Origin of the sequence: Mangrovibacter phragmitis, assembly GCF_040429585.1 — a bacterium.
GTDB classification, from domain to species: domain Bacteria; phylum Pseudomonadota; class Gammaproteobacteria; order Enterobacterales; family Enterobacteriaceae; genus Mangrovibacter; species Mangrovibacter phragmitis.
The window spans coordinates 2,122,341-2,147,626 of sequence record NZ_CP134782.1 but is presented as its reverse complement, the minus strand read 5'-3'; the positions used below and the strand labels follow the sequence as shown (position 1 = coordinate 2,147,626).

Below are 25,286 nucleotides of genomic sequence, written 5' to 3'. Positions count from 1 at the left end.
TGAAAAAAGCAGACCAACGGCTTCGGAAACCCTGGATTCACACATTAAGGGCGACCAGGCTTTTTCCAGATGCGTCAGAGAATACATATGTGGCTCACTATAACTATGTGTTAATAAACTGGCTGGCATTTGCCATGCCGGTTTGTGGTACCCTGCATGACAGGACGCTAAGTGGCAAAAGATCCTATATTACCGATCAGTACAATACAATCATTCTGTTTTCCGGGTGGTAAATCTGAACTATCAAGTCTGGCAGTTTGTCTGGCTAACCTGCTATGTGAATAAATTGAGCACGGTTCTGGTGACTTTTCATTTACCTGCACCAGCGCGATACCGGAGATAATGTAGATGAAAATAAGACGGGCTCAGGTTGCAGATGCCGGGGAATGCTGGAACATTCGTAACCAGGCGATTCGCCATGGGTGCAGGCATAGCTATGCAACAGATGTGATTGCGGCATGGACACCGGATACGGTTCCGGCAGGGCAGAGCGAGGTTATTGAGGCGTTTCCTTTCTTTGTAGCAGAACATGAGAGCGGCAGGCTGGTGGCAACCGGTTTTTTAGACGTTGATGCACAGCGTGTTGAAGCGGTTTTTACTTTACCTGAATACACAGGCCTGGGCGCTGCCAGCCTGATTCTTGACACGGTTAAAGCGGAAGCCCGCCAGCGGGGCATGGCAGTACTCAGCTTGTCATCCACTCCGAATGCACAGTCATTCTATGAAAAACACGGGTTTGAAAGCCAGGGCGAACGAACTTACTATTCATCACTTGCACAACAAAACTTGTACTGTATTGAAATGATTTTGGCATTATAGCTACCGGAATTAACACAGACGAAGCACCCTGTTTATTATTAACGGGGGTGGTGAGTTTTCTGCAGTGAGTGATTTTTTTTGTTATTTTGTGCGAATGACATGCTTCGCGGGCTTGTTAGTGTAATTAGATTTTTCTTGAGTGGAAAAATAATTCTAATGTGTGCGAAATATAGCCGGGTGTAAATAATTCTTTGGCGCAGTAATTGATGATTCGTGTGTGGAAAAATGGCGAAAGACATAGCTGTGACTTTCGCCATTAATTAGGTTTTGTTTAGGTTCTGTTTATATTCAAGTGTAAAATCAGAACTTATAACCAACACCAAGGTTCCAGGTGCCTACCTGAACATGGCTTGCTGAACCATATTCATACCCGGCATCCAGCACGATATTTTGATACGGGTTGAACTGCAAACCTGCGCCATAAACCAGCATTGAGGTGTCGTGGTCCTGGTTAACACCGTTACGGCTGAACTTGTCTTTGGCATAACCGTAGCCGATATCGGTATACACACTGGCCCAGTCGGTAATGCGGTAAGTCGGGCCGGCTTTCACTGAGAAGTAGTGGTGGTCGCCATCGCCAGAATCACTGTAGTTATTACCGGTATAGGTCATGCCGCCCATTACACCCCAGTCGTCATTCAGTTCATAACGGTACTGCAACTGAACACCTTTGGCATCGCTACCGCGGGTATGGTTAAAATGGCTCTGGGCATAACTGATAGTCGCACTGCTGTCACCTGTAGCGGCATTCGCCACACCAATGGTGGAAGTTAAACCGGCAAGTGACAAAGCAGAATAAAGAATAATTTTTTTCATAGTGGATGTCCTTATTTAAGACATGAGCGCAATTGCTTCACACTTAATATGCTAGCACCTGGAAATGAGGTTTTTTTCTCATTTTGTGAGGTTTGCAAAATAATAATATGATTGTTTTATATGATTTTATTGTGTTTCGAAAGGTAACTGTGACTCTGGAAGCGATATTTTATTTAGAGCTGTATAATAAAATTGCAGTGGTGCTGATTGCAGCCTGGCAAGTGATGTATTTATTTACATCAGTATTACTGGTGAAATATTTACTGCTGAAGTGTGTGGGGTTGTCTGAATAACATCCCCTGCAGGCAGCAGGGGATGCAGTTGAAAAATACAGATGACTATTTGCGGTTATTACGCAGAAAATCATCCATAAAGTTGACCAGTTTTTCTGCGGCAGGAACTGAGAGGGCGTTGTAAATCGATGCACGAATCCCCCCGATAGCCCGGTGCCCGTTCAGGCCCGAGAACCCGGCTTGCTGGCTTTCAGCAAGGAATTTTTTATCCAGTGTGTCATTGGGAAGTTTAAATGCCACGTTCATTTGTGAGCGGTCTTCCACCCGGCTCCAGCCATGGTAAAAACCATCGCTGTTATCCAGCATGGCATAAAGCAGTTCTGCTTTATGACGGTTGATTTGCGCCATGTTTTCCAGACCACCCACATCATTAAGCAACCAGCGGGTAACCAGCAACACGACATAAATTGCGAATACCGGCGGTGTGTTGAGGTTCGAGTGTGACTCAACCTGGCGGCGGTAATTAAGAAATGAAGGCAGTTCGTCTGAGGAAGCTTTAACCACGCTGTCGTGTACCAGCACAATGGTTACCCCTGCCGGGCCGATGTTTTTCTGCGCGTGCGCATAAATGACCGAGAATTTGTTGGCATCGCAGGGTTTGGACAGAAAATCAGACGACATATCACAGACGCGCGGCACATCATCACGCCCCAGGACGCGCTGAAATTGCAACCCTTCCACCGTTTCATTGGACACATAGTGCAGGTAGGGTGCTTCTGGAGAAAAGTCGAGTTCGTCGTCGCCTGGCAGGCGGTTGAAGCCACAGTCGGCACCACTCCACAATACTTTTACCGGGCCTTCGCGGCGGGCTTCTGTGACAACTTTACTGCTCCAGTAACCAGTATCAAGGTATTCCGCCGCGTTTTTCTGACCACGCAATAGTGTCATGGGGACCATTGAGAACTGCTGGGTTGCGCCACCTTGCAGGAACAGAATATGAAAATCTTTCGATAAGCCAAGCAGAGTGCGGATATTGTTTTCTGTTTCTTCAACAATACTGGCAAACCAGTCTGAACGGTGGCTGATACCGAGGATAGACAGGCCAACGCCTGGAACCTCTTTGATGGCCGCCTCAACCTGAGCAAGAACCGTTTCCGGTAAAGCGCCAGGGCCACCTGAGAAATTTAAAGCGTTACGTGAAATCATCTTTTTTCTTATCCTTTTAACCCATTATCTGCCGGGTGTTGGTGTGCAAAGGCACGGGATAGCAGCAAATCGCGGCAGGCAGTTTTAACTTTGTTCATGTGGATCTGTTTGTGCGGGAACATCTCTTCTGAGTCCATCGCGTGGACCACCATGGCCGGGTCTATTTCAAACACCAGCAGGTCGCCTTCCCGGGTTTCGCCACAGTCGATGCCCAAATAGTCAAGCTGAGTGGTTTCGTAGATAGCTTGCAGCGCCTGTTGGTGGCGGGCAGCAAACTGTTCGAATTCATTGAAAAATTTAGCTTCTTCTGCACGCTTCCAGGCATCCTGGTACATGGAGGCATTAACGTAGTGGATCATCCAGTTGGTTGAAATAGCCATATGGCAGGCATAAGCCACGCCATTAATGAGTGAAAGGCGGTATTTGCGGAACTGCCCGTCTTCGTTGCTGTAATCAATAAACCGCGACAGAAAATAGGTATCGACCTGAACGCGTTCCAGGTAGCTGGCCAGTTCTTCCCGGTTAGTGATTTTCTCAAGCCCGTGGCCACCGTGGGAACCCGCCGGGCGCAGGATAATCGGGAAATCACAACGAGGTAAGGCAGCCTGTTTGCTGACCACTGCAGACAATGCTTCACGGGAAGCAGGGTGAGCCTGAGCAATCGTCAGCCCTGGCTTGTTTTGCAGCAAGGTACTGGCTGTGAGCCGCTCGGAATTTTGTACATGCTTCGGGGTATTAATCACCGGTACAGGCCACTGGCTGGTGATTTTTTCCAGTTCTTGCAGGAGAAACTGATTTTCTGTAGTGGCACTGATACCAACCATCAGGAGGTCGTGCTCGGGTATTGGAGCCTCAAAGGGCGCTTCTGGGGTGATATAGTAATAAATCAGCTCGATATCGCTGTTTTCCAGCAGGCAGTCGAGAGGTACATTCACAGACAGTATGCCGGGAACCATCAGCATCAGCAGGCGCAGTTTTGCGGGTTGTTGCTTCGCCGGATAGGTGTACACCTGTTGCATTGCCAGTGCCTGGCGTTGAGTTTCAAGGCCTGTTTCTGTGTCATCAAGGCATTGCAAAACGGTAGCGAGGTTCATCCACAGTATCGCGTTATCCGGATTTTGCTGTACCTGCACAACGAGGTCTTGTGCGAATTGTATAAATTCCTCACCCGCAATACTCATGCGTAAAAAGGGCGCCAGACCCAGGAACTCTGTTGGGTCGAGTGTCGCCGCGATTCCATGGCTGGGGTGCGGCCCAGAAAGTGTTTGCAATGACTTGTCCTCTCAGTGCATTGATTTCACTGTTTATGATAGCGGTGATAGTAGCGTGCCAATCGGTGGAAAATCGCTACATTCGCGTGCGACCAATTTTGATTAGGCATATGGCTACCAGGGGGAAGGGAATGTCGGGGGCGGTATAGCGGGCAAAAGTACCTGCCAGCTACCCGGAAGTCGCCAATGTAGTTAAGAATGGCTCTCTTCTGCGTTGTTGTCTGCCTGAGCTGGTTTTGCAGTATTGGTTTGATTTGTTCAGGGGGATTTTTGTCACTTTGAGTGAATGAACGTCGGGAAGCAAAAGTATGGCTCAAATAGGGTCCTGACGTGCCATAAATGACACTTCAGGAAGATACAGCGGGTCACAAGTGTTGAATATGCAGTGAGTCAGGAAGAACTTTTCTGTATGCCAGGATATTTTGCTCAGAACGCATTGTTTCTGATACGGAAAGAGCGTGTGATACGGTCCCATATTTCCACCAGTTCGGCATCGCTGTAAGCCGGTGGTGGCAGTGCATAGTTGCTTAATGTCAGGTCAATAATCGGATGCCGAAAATCCACTATTTTTTCATTAGCGATGGCGTTAAAAAGTAGCTGCCCGGACGGATGGCGGGGGGCTTCTTCTGACGGAGCGGTGTTAAGCCATTCGTCGGCCTCAAATCCCGCTATTTGCGTTTTACCTTTCCGCAGCGTCTTCGCCTTAATTGCTGTCAGATACGGTTGAATTTCATGGCTCCGCTCCAGCATGCTTGATGTATCGCCAAGAGATGTATTGGTGGAAACCAACAGGGAAAAGACCTGATTATGCGGGTAGACAAAGGTGATATCTTCATTCAGCTTCCCGCCCCCGTCGCGGATAAACCCTTCTGAAATACAGGTTCCCGGTTGCGTGGGGACTTCATCGTTTTTTCGCCCGGACAGGCGGGACATTAAGCTTTGCAGTTCCGCGAGTTTTGCAGGTTTGGTGTTAAGCGAACCGACTCTGACGCCGGCCCTGATAAAATCCTCCTTATCTTGTTGATATTTAGGGTCAGATAAATCTATGATTTCCTGGATAAGGGTAAACGCCACTCCGTCAACGTACACATGCCCTTCCAGAGTACGACCATATCCGCCCTCACTCCCGTTCCGGTTACGGTCAAATATCACCGCATCCTCACTGACCCGGTATACCTGCTTGAGAAAAGGCTGATCTATCGGATCTACGGTATGGCTGCTTTTCAGCTCCTGTTCCCGCAGGCGGATACGTTGTTCAAACGCCGGGCGGTAGAGCCGTTTGCTACTGATGCGGACTTCATTAATTTCGGCGCGGTCCGTCAGGGTGTTTTCAAAAGAGGCAGGTACCTCAAACACATAGCGCCCCACGCACTGGAGTTTGGTGGTGGCAAACAGGGTATCGACCATACGTTTTTCCTTGTCGGTTAACGCCGCAGGCGCATGCACAAATGTGACATAGTGATGAATATAAAGCCCGGCAGCCAGCAGTAGCATTGCCAGCGGAACAAGCAGGAGGAGCGGAAATTTTTTCATGGTGCCGGCACCTGTTGCACGATTTTTATCACGGAGCGTACCGTAAACATCAGCGCATCAGACAGGTCGCTGTAAACTGAACGGGAGCGGTCCACCGGGGTAACGGCAAAGGCTCCTTCATGGTCAATGTTGGTCGCAAGCACCCCACGAATATGGGGCGACGTGGTCCGAATGGACGTCACAGGCACTGTGCCATCGCCGGGTGTTCCTGCGGAAATCAGCTCAAAAGTTTTTCCTGCATCATACCTGTATGTTGGCGACGACGGTTCCGGGTAGCCCATCACTGGCACGAGTTGCAGCGCTTGCCGCAGAGCTGGCCGCAGAGCAGGCCGCTCTTTCCATGTCAGGAACGCATCCGACGGATTATTCGCACTCGCGCCGTAAAACAGCCAGGTCTGTGGGTGATATTTGCCATTCAATTCCTCAATGAATTCTTGTACATCTGTTTTTATCCGATCCTGATAGGTCTCCCACTCTGTTTGCGTATCATCCAACAATAAATCCTGCTCGCAAAGCCGCAACCAGTCCGTTTTGTTCAGATAAATTTCCTGATACGGGTCATTCAGCGGCAGGGACTGGCGGGAACCACTCCCCTCGACTCTTAACCAGCCTGGCCCGTATGCTGTACCAGGCAAGAGCTGTAGCGGGCCGGGGGACTGGGCCAGTACCGGCATCAGCTTTTCAGCGTTATCTCCGATAATTATCCCTGTGATTCCCCGCTCACCGGTTTTCATCCGCCGGTAGGCTGCCGGCGAGCCAAGGTCTGGCATCACACCGTGCACAATTCCCAGAATATGTTCCTGTCCGTTCATGATTTCTGAGTAGTGCCGGGCAACCAGACCGCCCATTGAGTGGGTGACCAGAATGACTTTGTTCACCGCCAGGCGGCCTTGATAATCCTCCAGTACCTCGCCAATATAGGTGCCCAGCAGAGCTGCCGAGTCCGCATTGGACTGCAGCCAGTTGTAACCAAAAACGTGCAGCGGGTATAAAAACCGGTGGCCGTGCACCGTTTCTGCTTCCGTCAGCACCTGTTCCGCCTGCTCGTCGCCTATCCTGACACCGGTAAAACGCTGCCGCGCTGTCTGTAGTTGCTCTTTCCTGAAGTAATTATCCGTCAGGATGTCGTCATCGCTGAGCAGGTACTGTAGCCGGTCAAGGGCTTCCCCGTAGCTCTTATAAAATGCACATCCCCATCCCCGTTTCCGCCGGGAGGGGAATTTTTTCCCGTCCGCACCGTCATTAACAATCTTACCTCTGTCATCCACCATCGTAGTTTTCGGATCCAGAAGCTTTTTTCTTTTTTCTGCGTTGGCAAACAGCCATTTTTTGAGTGACCGAAAGCTGAACTGCCAGACTTCACTGCCTTCATTTTTCAGGTTTGAACCCATCACTCCGGGAATAAAAATCACCGGGATCACTTTTTCAGGCGGCACGAGGCAAACAGACACATGATTTTTTCCTTTCGGCTGGGGAGTGAGCTCGAAATGAAACCGCCCATTGTCATCCCATACCGGCCGGTGGTAAGAACGGCTTTTGTTGCTATCCATGCGCTAATTTCCTGTTATGTTTCGTTGCAAGGGGTATTAACGTAAGCACTGCAGCATTTATCCAGGCCAGTTGTTCCGCCGTAACGCTGTGGCTCCCTTGTTGCCAACCGTTTCATGTCCTGGTCTTTGTTGTATTGACGCTTCATTCCTTTTCCCTGTAATTTCCATGGTTAATTTTTTGCATACTAACTGATTTCTGATTTGACTTAAAAGCGATGATTATCATGAAATTAGTAAAATAAGAAATGATATGGCAATAACGGAGGATTGATCTCAGAACAGGAATGATTTTATTGTTTCTTCGCGCATTTAGTGGAAAGGGAGAGATATTGCGATACAGATGGTGGGGAAAAGAAACCCGGAAATCAGTTCGCCGGATTTTAGTCTTGTTTGTCGGTTTGCCGCAGTGCCGGAAGCACTTTTCCATTAGCGCACAAAAGCAAAAAGCCTGCTCGTAAGCAGGCTTTTTAAATTTGGCTCCTCTGACTGGACTCGAACCAGTGACATACGGATTAACAGTCCGCCGTTCTACCGACTGAACTACAGAGGAATCGTGTGAACGGGGCGCATATTACTGGCCCCGGAGTAGTGTGTCAAAGCCTGATTTCACAATATTGTTCGTTTGCTGATAAATTCCACATTCTCAGGTTGTTAACCCGGCAATATACCTGTCAGCCGGGGTAGTCTGAGCGGGCATGTACCGGAGCAGTGGCTTCAAACAGCCAGGGGCGCGCTTCTACTTCCACTAACGGAGACAGTTCGTTACGTACATGAAGGTGGTAACTGTCCAGCCAGGCAATTTCCTGTTCGGTAAGCAAGTGCAGTTCTGCTGCGCGCAGGTCGACAGGGATCAGCGTCAGTGAATTGAAGCGGCAAAAACCGGGCATACCGGAAATAATTTCAACCTGGTTTTCAATGCGAATGCCATAGTTATCTGCCAGGTAATAACCGGGTTCAATGGTGATAACCTGGCCGGGGAGCATCGGCCACGGGTTGACTTTTTTTGCCATCCGGTAGGGTTGCTCGTGGATCTGTAGGCGGTGGCCGACACCGTGACCGGTGCCATGGTCATAATCCAGCCCTAATTCCCACAGCCCCCGTCGGGCAAACGCATCCAACTGGTGGCCTTGTGTGCCAGAGGGAAATTGTAAGGTAATCAGCCCGAGAAAACCTTTCAGCACAGCGGTATAGTGGCGGCGCATTTCTGGCGAAACTTCGCCAAACGCCAGGGTGCGGGTGGCGTCTGTTGTGCCATTAACATACTGGCCGCCGGAATCATTAAGGTAAAAATTACCCGGCATAATCGCGGCATTGGTTGCCGGGGTGGCATGGTAGTGGCACATGGCTGCGTTGCTGCCTGCTGCGGAAATCGTGGCAAAGCTCTGTTCCAGGAAACCTTCACGCTGCTGGCGGTAAGCCAGTTGCTGAGCCTGAACTTCAAGTTCTGTTAACGGCGTTCCTGACTGTGCCCGGGCAGGGGCTTCACGCGCAAGCCAGGCCAGAAAATTCACCCAGGCGACACCATCCTGCAGGTGGCAGTGGCGGTAACCTTCCAGCTCTGTCAGGTTTTTCTGCGCTTTCATGAACGTTAGCGGGTCTGGCTGCCAGAACACCTCTCCACCACCCGCTTCCACGGCAAAGCTCACCGCAACAGGTGCGTTGTCTGCATCCAGTAGAATACGTTTACCTGCAGCAACTTCCTGGCAGCGGGCCAGCAAGGCTGAAGGCGCTTTCAGGCTGATGTCCATCAACCACACAGGCGGTACCAGTGTAAGTTTCACCGGGTCGACAAACCACTCAACTGCACCGTTGCTTTTAACCAGGGCAAAAGAGTGGGGCACCGGGTTCATGGGAACATCGGAACCGCGCATATTGAGCAGCCAGGCAATATTATCTGGCTGAGTTACCACCAAATAATCAACACCCAGTTCCTGTAATTTCACCCCCAGGCGGGTGCGTTTGGTGGTGGTCAGTTCCCCGCTAATGTCCGGTGGCATCAGGCTGACCGGCCCTTGCGGGGGTGCCGGTCGGTCATGCCAGATGGTATCGAAAGGATCATAAGACAGTGCCACCAGCTCACAACCACTGTTTTGCAACGCCTGGTACTGGCTGTTGACCATCAACATGGGCTCAAAACCAATACGCTGCCCGGCAGGTAAATTCTGAGCAATCCATTCAGCGACGGGTTCGTCATGTAAATGGTGAATTTCAAACAGCGCAGAATCGGTTTCATGGCGCGCCTGAACCTGGTAACGCCCATCAACAAATAACAACGCGCGGTCCTGTAATACCAGCGCCAGACCGGCAGAGCCGGTAAAACCGGTTAAAAAGGCCAGTTTATTATCATGGGGGGCACAGTCCTCGCTCTGGTGAGCATCAGCGCGCGGAACCAACATGCCTTGCAGTCCACGCGACAACAGCGTATGTCGCAAATCAGATAACGGGGTAGAGGCGGCCATAGTTGTACCTGTGTCAGTTCGTCAGGCTTTCCGGTTAACGGAAAGGCGGTTCATTGAATGTGCGTAATTTACGTGAGTGGAGTTTCTCACCTTCAGCACGTAATAAATCAATGGCGCGGATACCTATCTGTAAATGTTCTGAGATTGCGCCTTCATAGAATCGGTTTGCCTGGCCGGGAAGTTTAATTTCGCCATGTAAAGGTTTGTCTGAGACACAGAGTAATGTGCCATAGGGGACGCGGAAGCGGTAGCCCTGCGCGGCAATGGTGGCACTCTCCATATCAATAGCAACAGCGCGGCTTTGGTTAAAGCGTAAAGCCGAAGCGGAATAACGCAACTCCCAGTTACGGTCATCTGTTGTCACTACTGTGCCGGTACGTAAACGCTGTTTGACTTCTTCACCCGGCATACCACTGACTTCTTTGGTGGCGTCATACAAGGCGCGCTGTACTTCCGCGATACTGGGTACCGGAATATCTGGTGGCAGTACCGCGTCCAGCACATGGTCATCACGCAGGTAGGCGTGAGCCAGTACATAATCGCCAATGGTCTGGCTTTCGCGCAGACCGCCGCAGTGGCCTATCATCAACCAGACATCCGGGCGCAGCACCGCAAGATGGTCGCAAATGGTTTTGGCGTTAGAAGGCCCGACACCAATATTGATAAGGGTAATACCCTGGCCGTCTGCCGTGATCAGGTGCCAGGCGGGCATCTGGTGCTTTTTCCAGGCCAGATCAGAAATGGCATCTTCCGGGGCTTCGGTGTCGGCGGTTATCCAGGCACCACCGGCGCAGGACAGCGCAACATAAGGTGAAGCCGGGTCTAAAATCTGGCTGCAACCCCAGCGCACAAACTCATCCACATAACGGGTGTAGTTGGTGAACAGCACGAAGGGCTGGAAATGTTCCACCGGGGTGCCTGTGTAATGGCGCAGGCGGGCGAGGGAGAAATCCGCACGGCGCGCGTCAAAATGCGATAACGGCGAAAAATCAAGGGACTCCAGCAGGCCGTCAGCCGTTTCATCACCAATTTGTGATAACTCGGTGGTGGGGAAATGGCGAGCCAGCCCGGCGCTCATACTGCGGTCGAGTGACAGTGAAGAGCCATCAATAACATAAGGGTAAGGGATTTCCTGGTCGGAAGGGACAACGCTGATGTGCGCACCGTAATCTTCCTGCAACAGGGTAAGCTGCTCTGTTAAATAAGCGCTGAACAGTGCCGGCCGTGTAATGGTCGTGCGGTAGCACCCGGGGTGGGTAAAACGCCCATAAGCGCGAGTTTTTTTCGGGTTGCGCGCCACGCCATCCCAGGTGACCTGAAGTGCCGGGTAAACAAACAAGCCTTGTTGCCTTGCCGCGGTATCGGGTAGTGTGCCTGTGTTGATATACAGCGCAATCGCTTTGCGTAATGCTTTGACAGAGGCATTAAACATAGCCTCCAGTTGTTCGATAGCCTGCTCAGGTGTCAGGCTTTTATCTGTGCGATGAGTTTGCATCCTCTCTCTCCTTATTTTTCCTGTAGTGAACCTGTATTCCCCTGATGCTCAGTATGTCACGGCAGCAAAGAAACGAAAGCAGAATGCGATTAAATGGCCGGGGGAAAAGTTGGCCTGGCAGTTGTTTCTATTCAGTTTGTGGCCGGTCACACGAACTTTTCGGAAAAAACATAGGTGAAGCGTGCTAGCGTAGCTGTTCAGCCACAATGAACAGAAACCAGGGAGGAAGCATGTCATCATGGGTATGGTTGAATGAAGATTATTGCCCGGCGGACCAGGCCCGGGTGTCGGTTTTTGACCGCGGTTTTTTATTTGCCGATGGTGTGTATGAAGTAACAGCCGTGGTTAACGGGGAATTGCTGGATTTCCATGCGCATATGCAACGGTTGCAGCGCTCCTGCCGGGCACTGGAACTGGCGTTCCCCTGGGCGGTGGAAACATTACAGCAGATACATGAAACACTGGTTGCCCGTAACCAACTGCATGAGGGCAGTGTTTACCTGCAAATTACCCGTGGTAACCCGGGTAAGCGTGATTTCCATTACCCGGATGTATCGGTTCCACCCACACTGGTTGTGTTCACCCAGTCTCACAATATCTTGCAGGATGCTCGTGTGGAGCGTGGGTTGTCTGTGGTGACCTGCCCGGATATTCGTTGGCAAAGGTGCGATATCAAGACAGTGAGTTTGCTGGCGGCCAGCATGGCAAAAATGGCTGCTCAGGCGCAGGGTGCGGATGATGCTGTCTTTGTTACAGACGGCCTGATAACTGAAGCCAGTTCCGCAAACTGCTTTATGGTGACACCTGGCGGGAAACTGGTTACCCGGGCGCTAAGCCAGGCAATTTTGCCCGGCATCACCCGTGCGGCAATACTGGAAATTTGCCAGCAGCACCATCTGGAAATTGAAACGCGTGCTTTCAGCCCACAAGAAGCGTGTGGCGCACGGGAAGTCTTTATTACTTCTGCCACCACATTTGTGATGCCAGTGACCAGGCTCGACGGCAATCTCATTGGAGATGGCCGCCCCGGCCCGGTAGCCATAAGTTTGCGCAACGCTTACCTTTCCCGCTTTGGCGCTGGTTTACAACGCGATGCGAATACCTTCGAGTGACAGCAATGCCTGCTTCACATCCAGGCCGCCTGCATAACCCACCAGCTTCCCACTGGCACCAATTACGCGGTGGCAGGGAATAAAAAAGGGCAGGCGATTGCGGTTATTTGCCAGGCCAACCGCGCGGCTGGCGGCCGGGTTACCAATCTGGTGTGCAATTTCGCCATAAGTGCGGGTTTCACCCCAGGGGATTTGCCGCAGGGCTTCCCACACCTTGCGCTGAAATACGGTGCCGCCTGGCGCCAGAGGCGTAGTGAAGTGGGTGAGTTGCCCGGCAAAGTAGGCTGCCAGCTCTTCACACGCCTGGTGTAATACCGGGTGGTGAGTGGCCTGAGTAATACTCTCTTCTTCACTGAGAGAAAAAGTGCGTAAAAACCGAACGGATTCCAGCGCTTGTGAGCTGGCCTGTAACAGCAGAGGCCCGGCTGGGGTATCTGGCATCAGGCAATAATCTGGCATGTTGGGCTCCAGTAAGTGGCGGAGGTCATTATTTTGGCATAATACTGTATAAATTGTCAGTATTTTACTGGAGTATTTGTGGGTAAAAGCACGTTGTTACGACATCGCCCGCGAATTGCCACTTGCCATAAAAATGGTACCCGGCAGGGAATGAGTCAGACAACACCTGGGTTAAGGTTAATGTCAGACTGCCCCGGCGCACATCCAGTTCACTTATTTCCGCACAGTCAAAATCCAGGTAGCGCTTCACCAACGGGTACAACGATTTAAACAGTGCTTCTTTGGCTGAGAATGTGACTAACAGCGCCTGTTCCCAGTCCAGTGGGCAGTGTTGCAGCCTTGTCTGTTCCTGTGGGGAAGTAAACATATCTGCAGTTTCCCGCATGATGCGTGATGCCTGTGTTTCGGCATCCACTCCAGGAGAGAACCCGGAATTTATTGGCGCCAGCAGAACCACGGCCTGGTTTTGCGTATGCGAAATTGAGCCGCAAAACCCGGCAGGCCAGGCCGGGGAGCGGTCCTGGTGAGACAGTACTGCGGTATGTACCCCGTGGTTTGCCAGTAATTGCTGGCAACAAAAACGCCCGGCAAAGTATTCCGCTTTGCGTTTTGTGGCTGCGTTAACCAGCCTGGCAGGGAACACAATACCGGAGGCAGAATATAAATCATCCTGCCACAAACGGGTGTCAAAAAACGCCTGGCAGACAGTTATTTCCGGGCAGTGGCTGACTGTGCCGCAACGAAACCGGTGAATAAACCCCGGGCCTGGTTGAGAGGGCATGAAATCAAACATCATCTTCCTTGTGGGTTATGGCGGCACAGATTTTACCATAACCCCTTGGGAGTTGGGTGTCAGCTATAGATAAGGATATGCAGGCAGGTACGCACCGCGATCCCCACCAGTGCACCAGGCAGCACATAGCGGAACAGGCGAACAAAGCGCGAACTGACGGCCAGGAAAATGCCAATGCCCGGTAAGTCCAGGGTTTGCACCAGCAACCCGGCTGAGGCATTTAATTCGTTTACCGTAAATTTTCCCTGGGCGATTAAGTCTGATGCCACGCCAAAATAAGCAGTCCCGCCTGCCATGGTTTTTACCAGTGTAGCCAGAATAAATACCGGGGAGATCCCGGCGAGGGCCAGCAGCGGTGACAATAAATGTTCCAGTAAATGCACAAAGCCAACGGCTTCCAGCATGTTGACTGCTGCCAGGGAAATAATCAGCATGGGAATGGCACCGGCAGACAAGCGAATGGCGTCTGCGCCAGCAAGATTGATGATGGCAAGCAAACCTTGTTTTTTATGTGTTACCCGGTTTTTGGTGCTGGCAGTGCGAAAGTTTTCTGAGGAGAGGCGGCGACCAAAAATATGCCAGGTGGCAGCGCCAGCAACCAGACCACCCAAAATTGAAATACCAATTGCCGGTAACCAGTGCAGGCCCTGGGGAATAAACGGATAAAACACATTGGCCTGTCCCATAGCAAAAGACATGGCAAGGGTGGCAGCCATGCGTCTGTCTGATTCGCCCTGGCGATCCATCATGGTGAGCGTGGCAATGGGTGCCGCAAAACTGACAAAGTTCATCTGGATTATGGCAAACAGGCTCATGCCACCAAGCCCAAACGGTTTAAGCAACGGGCCAAATACTTTAACGATTTTTTCCAGCACGCCTTTGGCTTCAAGAAACCGCATGATTGCCAGCATAACAACCATTATTGGCAGTAAAGTATAAAGAGAAACATTCACTGCGGATTTACCCGCACTCATTATTATTTCAATAATATTCATTACGCGGCCTTGACCTCTCTGGTGTAAATTGCCCAGCCGTTGTTTTGTACCCGGTCTGAGGCCGCACTAGCATACGCTGCAGTAAAGTGATCTTCCTCACATTTATTCACTCATTAAGAAAATTTGTATAACAACGCCCGGCATTAATCCGGTTGTGGTTCGGTGCACTCAGAACTGTGCTGTGCGCCGGGCATAAGGCAACATTTGGTAAGCGGTTTTATGATGTGATGGTTTCGCTTGCTGACCGTGAATTTAACGACTGGTTGAGAAAACCAGAGCCACAGGAGTAATGCGATGGGCAGAACACTGGAACAAATTATTGCTGCAGAGAAAAAGGGCGTTGTAGCACAGGCACAGGCAGCAGACATTATGCTGAATATCCACCTGGCAGAACTGCGTGAAAAAGTGCAGAAAACTCAGGTGGAAATGGCTCAGGCCCTGGGCATTCGCCAGCCTACCGTTGCCGGTATGGAGAAACCCGGGCGGGACCTGAAACTCTCCACACTGAAACGTTATGTGGAAGCAGCAGGTGGCAAACTGCGCCTGGATATCGAATTGCCAGACGGCACGCACTACGATTTTGTGGTGTAAACCACGGGCCTGTGCGTTCTGTTGTATGGGTAGCAGGTCTGTTTGAGATACCTAAGACGTGAACCGCCTGGATTAACTAAAAGTTACAGGCCGCGAGAAGCGGAAACTTTGAAGGGTTTGTGGATGGCTTTAATTTGCGGATTTTCGCGTTGTTAAGAGACATTTGAGGGCATTCTGCCATCCAACCAACTTGACCCCAAATCTGACCACTAAATTCAACTGATGCGGAGGGAAAGTTGAAAACGCATCGGGAAGACTTTTCACGCTGGCTTATTGAATAAGAATCACATAAGGATTCGCAGAGTTGCATGAAAAACAAAAAGCCCGCTCAGGTTTCCCTGAGCGGGCTCTTCAAATTTGGCTCCTCTGACTGGGATCGCCTTTGCCAGTAACTGGCTAATATTCAAGCTAAACCTGAATCCACTTTCTGTCAAGACCACCAAAATGACCACCAATAGTAGCGGGTTACGTAAGGCTGGGTTGAGTGAACCTCGGATATGCTGATCGTTACTTTGGTGTTCCATGGATGGGGTGGATATGAAAGTTATCTATTCGCAGAACCGTATGGGTACAGCAATTGACGCACGTAATGCAGTAAATACTGGCCGGACTCTCCACTTTTGAGTGAAGCCGCAGTTGTGGATTTTATTAAAGTGGCAAATGCGTAAAAATAGATCAATGAATAGTATAGGTTTAGGCCCTATTGTGTAATATGTCCGCAACTCTAGGTGTTTAGGTAAAGTACAGAATGAAGACGCTTAAAGCATCGTTGCCCAATGCTCTGCAACAGATGAGGGAGACCGTGGTGTGAGTCAAGAGGTATTTTATCTACCTTATTTCGATGGAACGCGACCTTAAAAGTCCTACCTCGAACAAGTTAGCCTACTATGCGATTTGATGGAGATCCATCCGCTCACGCTGTTGGTTTATGCAGGTTTCGGACTACTTGAAGTCTCCAGCTTTTATAAATTGTTCGGTACTAGTTGGATATCCTCGTAGTGAACAAGGAGTGCAAAAGAATGACTTACTCTGTTTCGCCGTCATCACTACTCACCGAGTACGGCAACGACAACATATGCCGTGTTCTCGCACTTGATGGTGGCGGTGCAAAGGGCTTTTATACGCTGGGTGTCCTCAAGGAAATTGAGGCTATGCTTGGGTGCCCATTATATAAGAGGTTTGATCTTGTATTTGGTACTAGCACCGGTGCGATTATTGCCGCGCTCATCGCTCTAGGATACGAAGTAGATCAAATACACGCACTGTACACCGAACATGTACCACGAGTTATGTCCAGCCGGTCGGCTGCGGCAAGAACAATGGCGCTCCAGGATTTGGCTAAGGAAGTTTTTCAAGACAAGACATTCGAAGATGTTCTGATGGGTATTGGCATCGTCGCAACTCGATGGATGACCGAAAGACCAATGATCTTCAAAGGTAATGTTGTGCAGGCCCATGGTCGCAAGGGAACCTTCAGTCCAGGATTCGGGGTCAGCATCGCTGATGCAGTGCAAGCGTCTTGCTCGGCTTATCCGTTCTTCGAAAGGAAAGTGATTGTTACCGCAGCAGGAGATAAGGTTGAGTTGATCGATGGAGGTTACTGCGCAAACAACCCCACCTTGTTTGCAATCGCCGACGCCACTGTCGCTCTGAAAAAAGATCACAAGGATATCCGGGTTATAAATGTCGGTGTTGGTATCTATCCAGAACCTAAACCAGGTCTCCTTATGCGGATTGCTAAGAAATGGCTCGCAGTCCAGCTGCTTCAAAAAACTTTAGAGATCAATACACAATCGATGGATCAACTACGCGACATTCTATTCAAAGATATTCCGACGATTCGGATCAGCGACACATTCGAACGGCCTGAGATGGCGACAGATTTACTTGAGTACAATTTAGATAAACTGAATACCCTTCGACAGCGTGGTAGGGAGTCTTTTGGAGCTCGTGAGGCACAATTAAGAGAGTTTCTGATATGAGTGAGGCGAAATAATATGGGAATACCTGAATCACAGCTCGATACATGGTCCCACCAAGGATCTATTGCACAGTCTGCCTCGACTTATAGCATTATAAAGAATGCATTAGAGAGCGCAAACACTAAGTATCATGGAAAGAATTTTAAAGTATTCCTTCAGGGCTCCTATGGAAACGATACTAACATTTATGCTGAAAGTGACGTTGATGTAGTCATATGTCTTGATGATGTCTACTACAGTGACCTCACACAGTTATCACCAGAAGACAAAGATGCGTATGACCGTGCATTTGTTCCTGCAACCTACTCGTATACTCAATTTAAGCAAGATGTGCTTGAGGCTCTTACAGAGCGCTTCGGGTCTGATGTTTAGGTCGGAGATAAGGCCATAGTTGTAGCGGCAAATGGAAGTAGGCGCAAAGCTGACGTTATCGCATCAATGCAGTTTCGTCGTTATTGGAAATTCAAGGGGCATTACGACTCACAATACGATGAGGGCATCTGTTTCTTTAATGGCGCTGGTGAACGGATTGCCAATTACCCCAAGCAGCATTCAGAAAATCTCACCTTAAAACATCAGGCCAGTAATAAATGGCTAAAGCCCATGGTTCGCGTACTGAAGAACCTTCGAAGTAAACTCATTGCTGACGGAAAATTGAAGTCAGGACTTGCACCTTCCTATTACCTTGAAGGTCTACTCTACAACGTGCCAAATGAAAAGTTTGGCACCAGTTATGCTGATTGTTTTGTCAATGCCATGAATTGGATTCAGACAGAAGCAGATAAAGACAAGCTGGTATGCGCCAATGAACAGTATTACTTGCTTTGGGAGGGGACACATACCTCATGGGAGAAAGCCGATGCGGAAGCGTTTATCGACGCTGCAATAAAAATGTGGAATGAATGGTGAAGTGAGTCGACAAAACTGCTGGTCTTAGGGCACGGCAAACAGCAAGCAGGAGAAATCGAGGTGGCAGGTAGCATCATTAACCTTTTTATGTGGGGATATCAGGACAGCTACAGAATTCACATCCAGATTCTGGCACGTAATGTACTGAAAAAATTGGGTGCACCGGCTGATGCAGAAGTGCTACTTGTTGGTGCTCGCCGCCTTGGCAGTAAAAATGCGAATCCGATATGCGTAGAGCCAGAAGATGGTAAGTGGCATCTATCTTTGTTTGAAGGATTGCTGGATTCAGTTGAATCGATTTACAAGAATCATCGGTTACAGAGTATGATTTTTGGTGATGGGCCAAGCATGCGCGACAAGCCAGAGTGGATACGTCGCGACTCAGTGCGAACATCGGTTAGTAAGGCACTTGATGCTTTTGATACCGAGCATAACGTAACGTCATTTTGCGGAGAGTCTAGGCGAATAGACGACTATTATGTCACCCCAGTCATACAGATTCCAAACGACACTTTCGAGAAATTCCCTCCTTTGCTCTCCAAGTCTGTTGACGAAAGCCAACAAGGACATGGATTTCGTAGTCTGATACATGCAGCGATGTATGCGCTTCTTCGTGAGGCTACTGAGGAATTGCATAACCCTGATCCAGGAAGATTTATCCATGGCAGTATGAGAGATGCCGAGGAAATAATACGGATTGCTGCAAAGGACTTTCTGCACACCGCAGGCCTCTCGATCGAACGAAGATACATTCATACTGATCTTTTCGATGCTTTGAACCTTGTCTCCTCTCTTATGTACGAGGGGGCGAAAGGCATAGGTCAGCTCATTCTCGTCGATCCAGATAACGAGGCGGTTGAGTTCCTGGCGAAGTTTGTTGAGCCAGTTCCCTTTCGTGAGCCACGATGGGTTCGGAAAGTCTTGCAGATGGCGGCATCAGGTGTCGGCATTATCGCAAATAGTCAGTACATCTATGGACTTGGGAGACTGAAGGAGTCGCACGATCCCAGTGCACAAGATGCGTTCACGGTAGATTTTATAGATCATTATCACTGGCAGTTGTACTGCGGTAACCAAGCACTGCTTCTCAGTCAATATGCTGTGCCCAAACTTCCACAGGAGCCTTTTGACAAAGCTGCCTTCCTGGCAAATTACGCGAGACTATTTCCGTTGTCTTCACAAGATAGTGGATTGCACTTGTGGAACCTTCTGATGACCCAAACCAGTCAGGGGCATGGGAGCATGATTGTTGTTGCGGAAGATGCGGCCTGCGAGGCGAATCGACTTTGCAAGCAAGGTACTAGAATCGTGCCAACTAAGCTCACTGAATCACTCCTTCGAAGTGTCAGCGGTATTGATGGCACAATACTGCTTGATCCTGCTGGTCTTTGCCATGCTATCGGGATTATTCTCGACGGTGAAGCGACCGATGAGTGTACGCCATCAAGGGGATCTCGGTATAATTCCGGAGTGCGTTACGTACAAACGAGCGGCACTCGAAGGCTTGCGATCGTCGTGTCGGATGATCGAACAGTCGATATCATTCCTCAAATCAAGCGACTGTGCAGTCGTTCAAAAATAGAACAATGTGTCGTAACACTGGAGGCGGCAACGCTCGACAACTATCATGATTCTCGGAATTGGTTAAACGACCATCGCTTCTATATCAACGCTGAGCAATGCGCTCGAATTAATGCCGTACTCGACAAACTAGATGCCGTTCCAAAAGAAGTAGGTCTTATCTATTTTGAAACTGAGAGATTTGAAGTTGACCCAGAGATGGACGAAAGCTATCTCATAGACTGACCGAATACCGTTGCGTGATGTCAATATTAGGTACCTCGTGCCAATATCATGGCCTAACGTTTGTTGGTGTAAGTAGGGATGTTATCGTCGTTGGCCTTATCGTTAGGAATTATCTTGCCTGTGGGGGCTTCACTTTAGGTCAGGCAGGCTTCAAGAGTTTGGTTCATCGGACACTGCCTGATAGTGCCAGTGGATGTCACGTACCGCAAAGAGTCATCGAATGATTCTTCTTCGTTTCAAATGAAGACCTTCCTTTGATTGGATATAAAATGTAAAAATTCTAACTTTACAGGTTAAATCAGTATGTTTTATAGAATTAAAAGTGTTTTATACTAATTACAAAAACACTGATTATTTGTACATTGAAAAGAATAAAAACAGACATATCTTATAGCTATATTCTCTGGTTATGGGGTTTTCAATGTCTGAATTGCATGTAGTCAATGACCATGGAGTACGGCTACTCTGCCTAAATGGTGGTGGGGCCAGAGGGATGTTTACAATCAGTGTGCTTGCTGAGATTGAGAGGATACTTGCCTCTAGGCACCCTGACCAAGAAATCAGAATTGGCGATTACTTTGACCTCATCGCAGGGACATCGATAGGTGGGATCTTGGCTCTCGGCCTTGCTAAAGGCAAGAGTGCTCGCGAGTTGGAATGTGTTTTCTTAGATAAAGCGAATGATATTTTTCCACCAAGATGGTGGCTATTCAATCTCCTTAAATCACTTGTTTCTCCCATTTATAGTAGTAAACCACTTCGACAAACAATTGAAACGATGATCGGTGGCGAGACTACCTTTAATGACCTGGCCCGGAGAGTAATGGTCCCGGCAGTCAATCTTTCAACAGGAAAACCTCAGTTCTTCAAGACACCACATAACCCAGATTTTACCCGCGACGGTGCACTTAAATTGATTGATGCCGCACTCGCAACCTCCGCTGCACCGACGTTCTTTGCACCACACCATTGTGAAGACCTTGGTTCTTATTTTGCTGATGGAGGTCTGGTCGCCAACAACCCCAGTTATATCGGATTTTTGGAAGTTTTCAGGGACATGAAGTCTGATTTTCCTGATGTTGCTCATAAAGACATACACATACTTAATATCGGTACTACCGGGGAAGAGTATTCACTTAGCCCAAGGCTGCTGAGCAAAAAATGGTGGAATGGCTACTGCCGACTTTGGGGCGTAGGTAAAAAACTGGTCCTTACAACCATGACGGCTAACCAACATCTCCATAAAAATATGCTCCTGCGCGAGCTTACGCTCCATGGTGCCTCCGATAACTACACCAGTCTGGATGAAGTGATCCCTAATGAAGCAGCCAGCGACATCACTCTGGATAATGCCACGAAGAGTTCCATTGAAAACCTGCGCGCAAGGGGAAGACAACTCGCTACTGTGCAGTTCGCTCAGAACCAGAAGCTTAAGAGCTTTTTCACTACACCTGCAAAACCCTTTAAGCGCGCAATCGCGCAGGAGAAACTCTGATGCCTTGGGATTTTAACAATTACTATAGTCACAATATGGATGGCTTAATCAGTAAGCTCAAATTGAGCAAGACTGAATCCGATAAACTCAAAGCACTTCGTCAGATCGTACGTGAAAGGACGAGAGATGTATTTCAGGAAGCTCGCCAAGTCGCAATTGACGTGAGAAGGCAAGCGCTGACACTTGAAAGTGTCAGATTAAAACTTGAGAAAACAAAAGTTCGCTACCTCTCCCCCGAAGAACGTGCTGATCTAGCGCGACTTATTTTTGAAATGGAAGATGAAGCACGCGATGACTTCATCAAATTCCAGCCTCGTTTCTGGACTCAAGGAAGTTTTCAGTACGATACGTTAAACAGGCCTTTTCATCCGGGGCAGGAAATGGATATTGATGATGGCACCTACATGCCCATGACGGTGTTTGAATCCGAACCGAGCATTGGACACACTCTGCTTCTCCTTCTCGTGGATACATCACTGAAATCACTAGAAGCTGAAAACGATGGCTGGGTATTTGAAGAAAAGAATACCTGCGGACGCATCAAAATCTATCGGGAGAAAACACACATTGATGTACCGATGTATGCGATCCCTAAAGAACAATTCCAGAAAAAACAAACAGCAGCAGATTCAGCACACCTCATAAAGTCAGATTCGGTGTTTGAATCTTTTGCATTGAACCGGGGGGGACGCGAGGCTTATGCCGTTGAGTCCGACAAAGTGAACCTGGCACTTCGCGAAGGGGTCAGAAGATGGTCAGTCAGCGACCCCAAAATTGTTGAAGACTGGTTCAACGAAAGCTGTAAACGTATCGGCGGGCATCTGCGTTCAGTTTGCCGGTTTATGAAGGCTTGGCGGGATGCACAATGGGAAGTTGGGGGCCCTTCATCAATCAGTCTGATGACTGCAGTCGTCAACATCCTCGATAGAGAATCTCATAATGGCTCCGACCTCACCGGGACGATGAAACTTATTGCCAGGTTGCTGCCTGAGGAATTCAATCGCGGTGTGGAAAGTCCCGACGATACTGACGAAAAACCATTGTTCCCTGCGGAAAGTAACCATAACGTGCACCATAGAGCTATCGTTGAAACTATGGAAGGTCTGTACGGTATTTTACTTGCCGCTGAGCAATCAGAAAGTCGGGAAGAAGCGTTACGTAAAATCAACGAAGCATTTGGTAAACGTGTGACTAATGCCCTATTAATCACGTCAAGTGCTGCAGCTCCGGCATTTCTCAATGCACCATCCAAAGAGCCATCATCTAAACCAATCAACAAAACGATGGTAAGTGGCTGATGAAGGACGGGCAGCTCCATCAAGTGATGACGGGATGCGGGTATCGCTATACGCGTGCCCGCAATCTTCCTGAAAAATCGATTCTGCACAGCAGGGAGCGAGGTGCAGGATATTACACGAAAGAATACGCGACTGATGCCGGTAATTTTAATGTTGCATTGGTGATTCATCCCGACCCTTTCACAGAACTGCCGACAGCATTCATTATTGAGCAACCTGAACAGTTCAAAAATTGCCTTATGCCCCATGTCGCCCTGGAAGGGTTCCTTTGCTATGTTGAGCAGATGGAAGCAGACTGGGATTCCAACGATCTGGAAGCAACATATAAAGAAGTTGATGCACAGATACACCAGACCCTCATTAATTCGGTATCCGCTGCTACGCAAGGGGTAAATGATAAGAGAGAACTGGAAGGGGAGTTTGCTGCATACTGGCGTCCCAGCGAGACACTCTTTCTTCTGTCAAACGCAAGTCGGGGGACCACACTTAAAACCTCTTTGGCAAAATTACTTAAGTCTGATGGAACTACCAGACAGGAGTACATAACGGTTGAGGAATCATCCCCGGAGGACTCGGAAGCCGTTATGACCAAGTGGCTCAAACAAAGGTATTTCCCCAGAACTTCGTTAAAAGAAATACCCATCAGCACGCATTACATTTCTGTAAATCCCAGCCGTCTAGCCGGGATGAAATGGCCACCGGCTTCATTCCGGGACTTACTGGAATGGCTTGAAAAATCAGACCACAATGCCAGAGATAGAGTCATTGAAAACATCAAAGCCGAAGGGAAGAAAAGGTACATTTTTCTCTTTGATGTTTTAAACCAGGACATCTTAGCTATCTATGTTGAGTTCAATGCGCAGTCTGTTGATTTCAGAAGGTACCGGAAGTCAGCCAAAAACTCAACGGTCAAGCTTGCGGCGATGTTGGGTGGCAAAAGTGTTTGCACGGAATATCAAAGGCTGGGTGTCATTCGTGCTGACATTGCGACGCTCCTTAGCCGGAATACACGACGGAAGGGGGCAGTAAGTCTTTCAACAAAGCGTATAGCGTTGATAGGTTGTGGAACAATTGGAGGGTATCTGGCCGAATTATTACTACGCAACGGAGCCGGATGTGGTAAGGGTTATCTGCATCTTTATGATGATGATATCTACAAACCCAGTAATTTTGGCCGTCATACCCTATCGTCACATGATTTCGGGTGGCCTAAATCCCTTTCACTTGCGGCAAAGCTACAGGAGTCTGTGCATTTACAGACAAAGGTTGTAGGATTTATGGAACAATTCCGTATCAGCGCAGATGAAATGCAGAAGTACGACATCATTATTGATGCGACAGGACGCCCACCTGTGTCAAAACGCATCGCTGCGGTGGTTAGACAGATTCCACTGGAGCAAAGACCATATATTATCCACGCGTTCAATGATGGCAACGGCCGGGCATCAAAAGTCTTTATTGATGATGGCCGAAGCTGTTACGGGTGTATGGTTTCTAACCCTGCAAAATACCATAAAGGAACCGATTCAAGGTTTAATGATCTTGATATATCAAGCGAAAAAAATAAAAGTTGTGGCAGCACTTACACCCTTTATGATGCAGCAGTTAGTAGCATAACGTCATCTCTGGCCCAGATGGCCGTGTTAAGTACTCTAGAACCAGAGTTAAAGTGGACTTACAATGAACATATCCTTGAGGGGGGGCGTTCGCTCAGACCTCAATTTTTGCCACATCAGCCGAATTGCCCTGTGTGTAATGAACATAAATGAATTGGTATTCATCGATAATTTTGACAATCATGTAGTGGTCATGAGCGAAGTCGTTCGACTGCTCAAGTCATATCGCCAAATGCAATATGTCAGCACAGAAGCTGGAGGGGTTCTGATAGGAGAACGCCGGGGACCTCACATCGTTATTACTCACATTTCGGAACCAGGGCCGGGTGACATCAGGACACGTAATCGGTTTGAAAGAAAAGGTGACCATCATCAGCTGAAAGTAGATGAACTGTTTGAACAGTCAAATGGCTTTCTTGTTTATTTAGGCGAATGGCATACACATCCCGAAGATTTTCCTCAACCGTCTTATACAGACATGAAATCTTGGCTGACTGGACTGATCGCAACAGAGACAATGCTCCTGATTATTGTAGGCAGAAAATCTGAGTGGGTAGGAATAAAAAACGGAAATGATATAAAAAGTATAAGAGAGAAGTAAAAAAAATAGATGAAATTGTTGAGTTGCACTCATTTTTCAGATATTAGTCATTTTTAACAGTATAGTTTATGTGTTAAAATAAATTTAATATGATGGCTATTTTGGGGGCATCTAATGGGGAGAGGACGAAAAAAACACCACTCGAATTTCCCTCGCAATTCTTTATAAGTGGAGTCTCCCATAATAATCAGTTTCGATGGAGTATATGAGGTATGCAGGGGTATTTTTCTAGGGAAAATGGCTACTG

General features: G+C 48.7%; 22 protein-coding genes and 1 tRNA gene. 11 read left to right on the top strand and 12 right to left on the bottom strand.

The features are described 5' to 3' along the window. Positions 1-348 precede the first annotated feature (348 nt). Positions 349-819 carry a GNAT family N-acetyltransferase gene (locus tag MPHASIOC01_RS10510; protein WP_353614560.1) on the top strand — a complete coding sequence of 157 codons (471 nt, stop codon included), beginning with the start codon at positions 349-351 and terminating at the stop codon, positions 817-819. A gap of 300 nt (positions 820-1,119) precedes the next feature. Here MPHASIOC01_RS10510 and MPHASIOC01_RS10505 read toward each other — a convergent pair whose 3' ends face one another. The 8 genes from MPHASIOC01_RS10505 to MPHASIOC01_RS10470 all read right to left on the bottom strand — a co-directional run bounded on the left by MPHASIOC01_RS10505 (position 1,120) and on the right by MPHASIOC01_RS10470 (position 11,382). After that, on the bottom strand, positions 1,120-1,635 hold the full coding sequence (locus tag MPHASIOC01_RS10505) for an Ail/Lom family outer membrane beta-barrel protein (protein ID WP_064594466.1): 516 nt from the start codon (positions 1,633-1,635) through the stop codon (positions 1,120-1,122). Positions 1,636-1,973: 338 nt separating this feature from the next. Beyond that, positions 1,974-3,074: a phosphoserine transaminase gene (locus MPHASIOC01_RS10500; protein WP_064594461.1), complete on the bottom strand. Its 1,101-nt coding sequence runs from the start codon at positions 3,072-3,074 to the stop codon at positions 1,974-1,976. 8 nt (positions 3,075-3,082) lie between these two features. Then, positions 3,083-4,345 carry a hypothetical protein gene (locus tag MPHASIOC01_RS10495; RefSeq protein ID WP_353614559.1) on the bottom strand — a complete coding sequence of 421 codons (1,263 nt, stop codon included), beginning with the start codon at positions 4,343-4,345 and terminating at the stop codon, positions 3,083-3,085. 426 nt (positions 4,346-4,771) lie between these two features. After that, positions 4,772-5,878 (bottom strand): T6SS immunity protein Tli4 family protein, encoded by a 1,107-nt coding sequence (locus MPHASIOC01_RS10490; RefSeq protein ID WP_353614558.1) that lies wholly within the window; start codon positions 5,876-5,878, stop codon positions 4,772-4,774. Then, positions 5,875-7,428, bottom strand: a complete 1,554-nt coding sequence (locus MPHASIOC01_RS10485; RefSeq protein WP_353614557.1) for a lipase/acyltransferase domain-containing protein — start codon at positions 7,426-7,428, stop codon at positions 5,875-5,877. The genes MPHASIOC01_RS10490 and MPHASIOC01_RS10485 overlap by 4 nt, the downstream gene beginning before the upstream one ends. A gap of 474 nt (positions 7,429-7,902) precedes the next feature. After that, positions 7,903-7,978, bottom strand: a tRNA-Asn gene (locus tag MPHASIOC01_RS10480). A 121-nt stretch (positions 7,979-8,099) separates the two neighbouring features. Continuing rightward, positions 8,100-9,887, bottom strand: a complete 1,788-nt coding sequence (locus MPHASIOC01_RS10475) for an aminopeptidase P family protein (protein ID WP_353614556.1) — start codon at positions 9,885-9,887, stop codon at positions 8,100-8,102. Between the two features lie 34 nt (positions 9,888-9,921). Continuing rightward, positions 9,922-11,382 (bottom strand): AMP nucleosidase, encoded by a 1,461-nt coding sequence (locus MPHASIOC01_RS10470; RefSeq protein ID WP_353614555.1) that lies wholly within the window; start codon positions 11,380-11,382, stop codon positions 9,922-9,924. A gap of 230 nt (positions 11,383-11,612) precedes the next feature. On the opposite strand from MPHASIOC01_RS10470, the gene MPHASIOC01_RS10465 reads away from it, so the two are divergent. Continuing rightward, positions 11,613-12,494 carry a D-amino-acid transaminase gene (locus MPHASIOC01_RS10465; RefSeq protein ID WP_353614554.1) on the top strand — a complete coding sequence of 294 codons (882 nt, stop codon included), beginning with the start codon at positions 11,613-11,615 and terminating at the stop codon, positions 12,492-12,494. Here MPHASIOC01_RS10465 and MPHASIOC01_RS10460 read toward each other — a convergent pair. From MPHASIOC01_RS10460 to MPHASIOC01_RS10450, 3 genes are all read right to left on the bottom strand, one after another. Then, entirely contained in the window at positions 12,465-12,953 is a 489-nt protein-coding gene (locus tag MPHASIOC01_RS10460; RefSeq protein ID WP_353614553.1) for a methylated-DNA--[protein]-cysteine S-methyltransferase, read from the bottom strand. The two genes, MPHASIOC01_RS10465 and MPHASIOC01_RS10460, sit on opposite strands and share 30 nt — an antisense overlap. A gap of 64 nt (positions 12,954-13,017) precedes the next feature. Continuing rightward, positions 13,018-13,746 (bottom strand): 4'-phosphopantetheinyl transferase superfamily protein, encoded by a 729-nt coding sequence (locus MPHASIOC01_RS10455; protein ID WP_353614552.1) that lies wholly within the window; start codon positions 13,744-13,746, stop codon positions 13,018-13,020. A gap of 59 nt (positions 13,747-13,805) precedes the next feature. Next, positions 13,806-14,741 carry a nucleoside recognition domain-containing protein gene (locus tag MPHASIOC01_RS10450; RefSeq protein ID WP_064594440.1) on the bottom strand — a complete coding sequence of 312 codons (936 nt, stop codon included), beginning with the start codon at positions 14,739-14,741 and terminating at the stop codon, positions 13,806-13,808. 294 nt (positions 14,742-15,035) lie between these two features. On the opposite strand from MPHASIOC01_RS10450, the gene MPHASIOC01_RS10445 reads away from it, so the two are divergent. After that, positions 15,036-15,332, top strand: a complete 297-nt coding sequence (locus MPHASIOC01_RS10445; RefSeq protein ID WP_353614551.1) for a helix-turn-helix domain-containing protein — start codon at positions 15,036-15,038, stop codon at positions 15,330-15,332. A 284-nt stretch (positions 15,333-15,616) separates the two neighbouring features. Here MPHASIOC01_RS10445 and MPHASIOC01_RS10440 read toward each other — a convergent pair whose 3' ends face one another. Then, positions 15,617-15,856 (bottom strand): hypothetical protein, encoded by a 240-nt coding sequence (locus tag MPHASIOC01_RS10440; RefSeq protein WP_353614550.1) that lies wholly within the window; start codon positions 15,854-15,856, stop codon positions 15,617-15,619. A gap of 495 nt (positions 15,857-16,351) precedes the next feature. Here MPHASIOC01_RS10440 and MPHASIOC01_RS10435 point away from each other — a divergent pair, with 495 nt between their 5' ends. The 8 genes from MPHASIOC01_RS10435 (at position 16,352) to MPHASIOC01_RS10400 (ending at position 25,039) form a co-directional block, all read left to right on the top strand. Further along, positions 16,352-17,314 (top strand): patatin-like phospholipase family protein, encoded by a 963-nt coding sequence (locus MPHASIOC01_RS10435; protein WP_001593459.1) that lies wholly within the window; start codon positions 16,352-16,354, stop codon positions 17,312-17,314. Positions 17,315-17,329: 15 nt separating this feature from the next. Then, positions 17,330-17,686, top strand: coding sequence for a nucleotidyltransferase (locus tag MPHASIOC01_RS10430; protein WP_353614549.1), 357 nt, complete (start codon positions 17,330-17,332; stop codon positions 17,684-17,686). 66 nt (positions 17,687-17,752) lie between these two features. Next, positions 17,753-18,223, top strand: coding sequence for a hypothetical protein (locus MPHASIOC01_RS10425; RefSeq protein WP_353614548.1), 471 nt, complete (start codon positions 17,753-17,755; stop codon positions 18,221-18,223). Positions 18,224-18,283: 60 nt separating this feature from the next. Next, positions 18,284-20,029, top strand: a complete 1,746-nt coding sequence (locus MPHASIOC01_RS10420; protein ID WP_117041413.1) for a hypothetical protein — start codon at positions 18,284-18,286, stop codon at positions 20,027-20,029. 421 nt (positions 20,030-20,450) lie between these two features. After that, positions 20,451-21,524 carry a CBASS cGAMP-activated phospholipase gene (locus tag MPHASIOC01_RS10415; protein WP_032142592.1) on the top strand — a complete coding sequence of 358 codons (1,074 nt, stop codon included), beginning with the start codon at positions 20,451-20,453 and terminating at the stop codon, positions 21,522-21,524. Continuing rightward, on the top strand, positions 21,524-22,822 hold the full coding sequence (dncV, locus tag MPHASIOC01_RS10410; protein WP_114262680.1) for a CBASS phage resistance system c-GMP-AMP synthase DncV: 1,299 nt from the start codon (positions 21,524-21,526) through the stop codon (positions 22,820-22,822). Before MPHASIOC01_RS10415 ends, dncV begins: the two co-directional genes overlap by 1 nt. Next, the gene (locus MPHASIOC01_RS10405) at positions 22,822-24,591 is read left to right on the top strand and encodes an E2/UBC family protein (protein ID WP_264865386.1); all 1,770 of its coding nucleotides are present in this window, start codon (positions 22,822-22,824) and stop codon (positions 24,589-24,591) included. The genes dncV and MPHASIOC01_RS10405 overlap by 1 nt, the downstream gene beginning before the upstream one ends. Before the next feature lie 40 nt (positions 24,592-24,631). Next, entirely contained in the window at positions 24,632-25,039 is a 408-nt protein-coding gene (locus MPHASIOC01_RS10400) for a Mov34/MPN/PAD-1 family protein (protein ID WP_223340727.1), read from the top strand. Positions 25,040-25,286 lie beyond the last annotated feature (247 nt).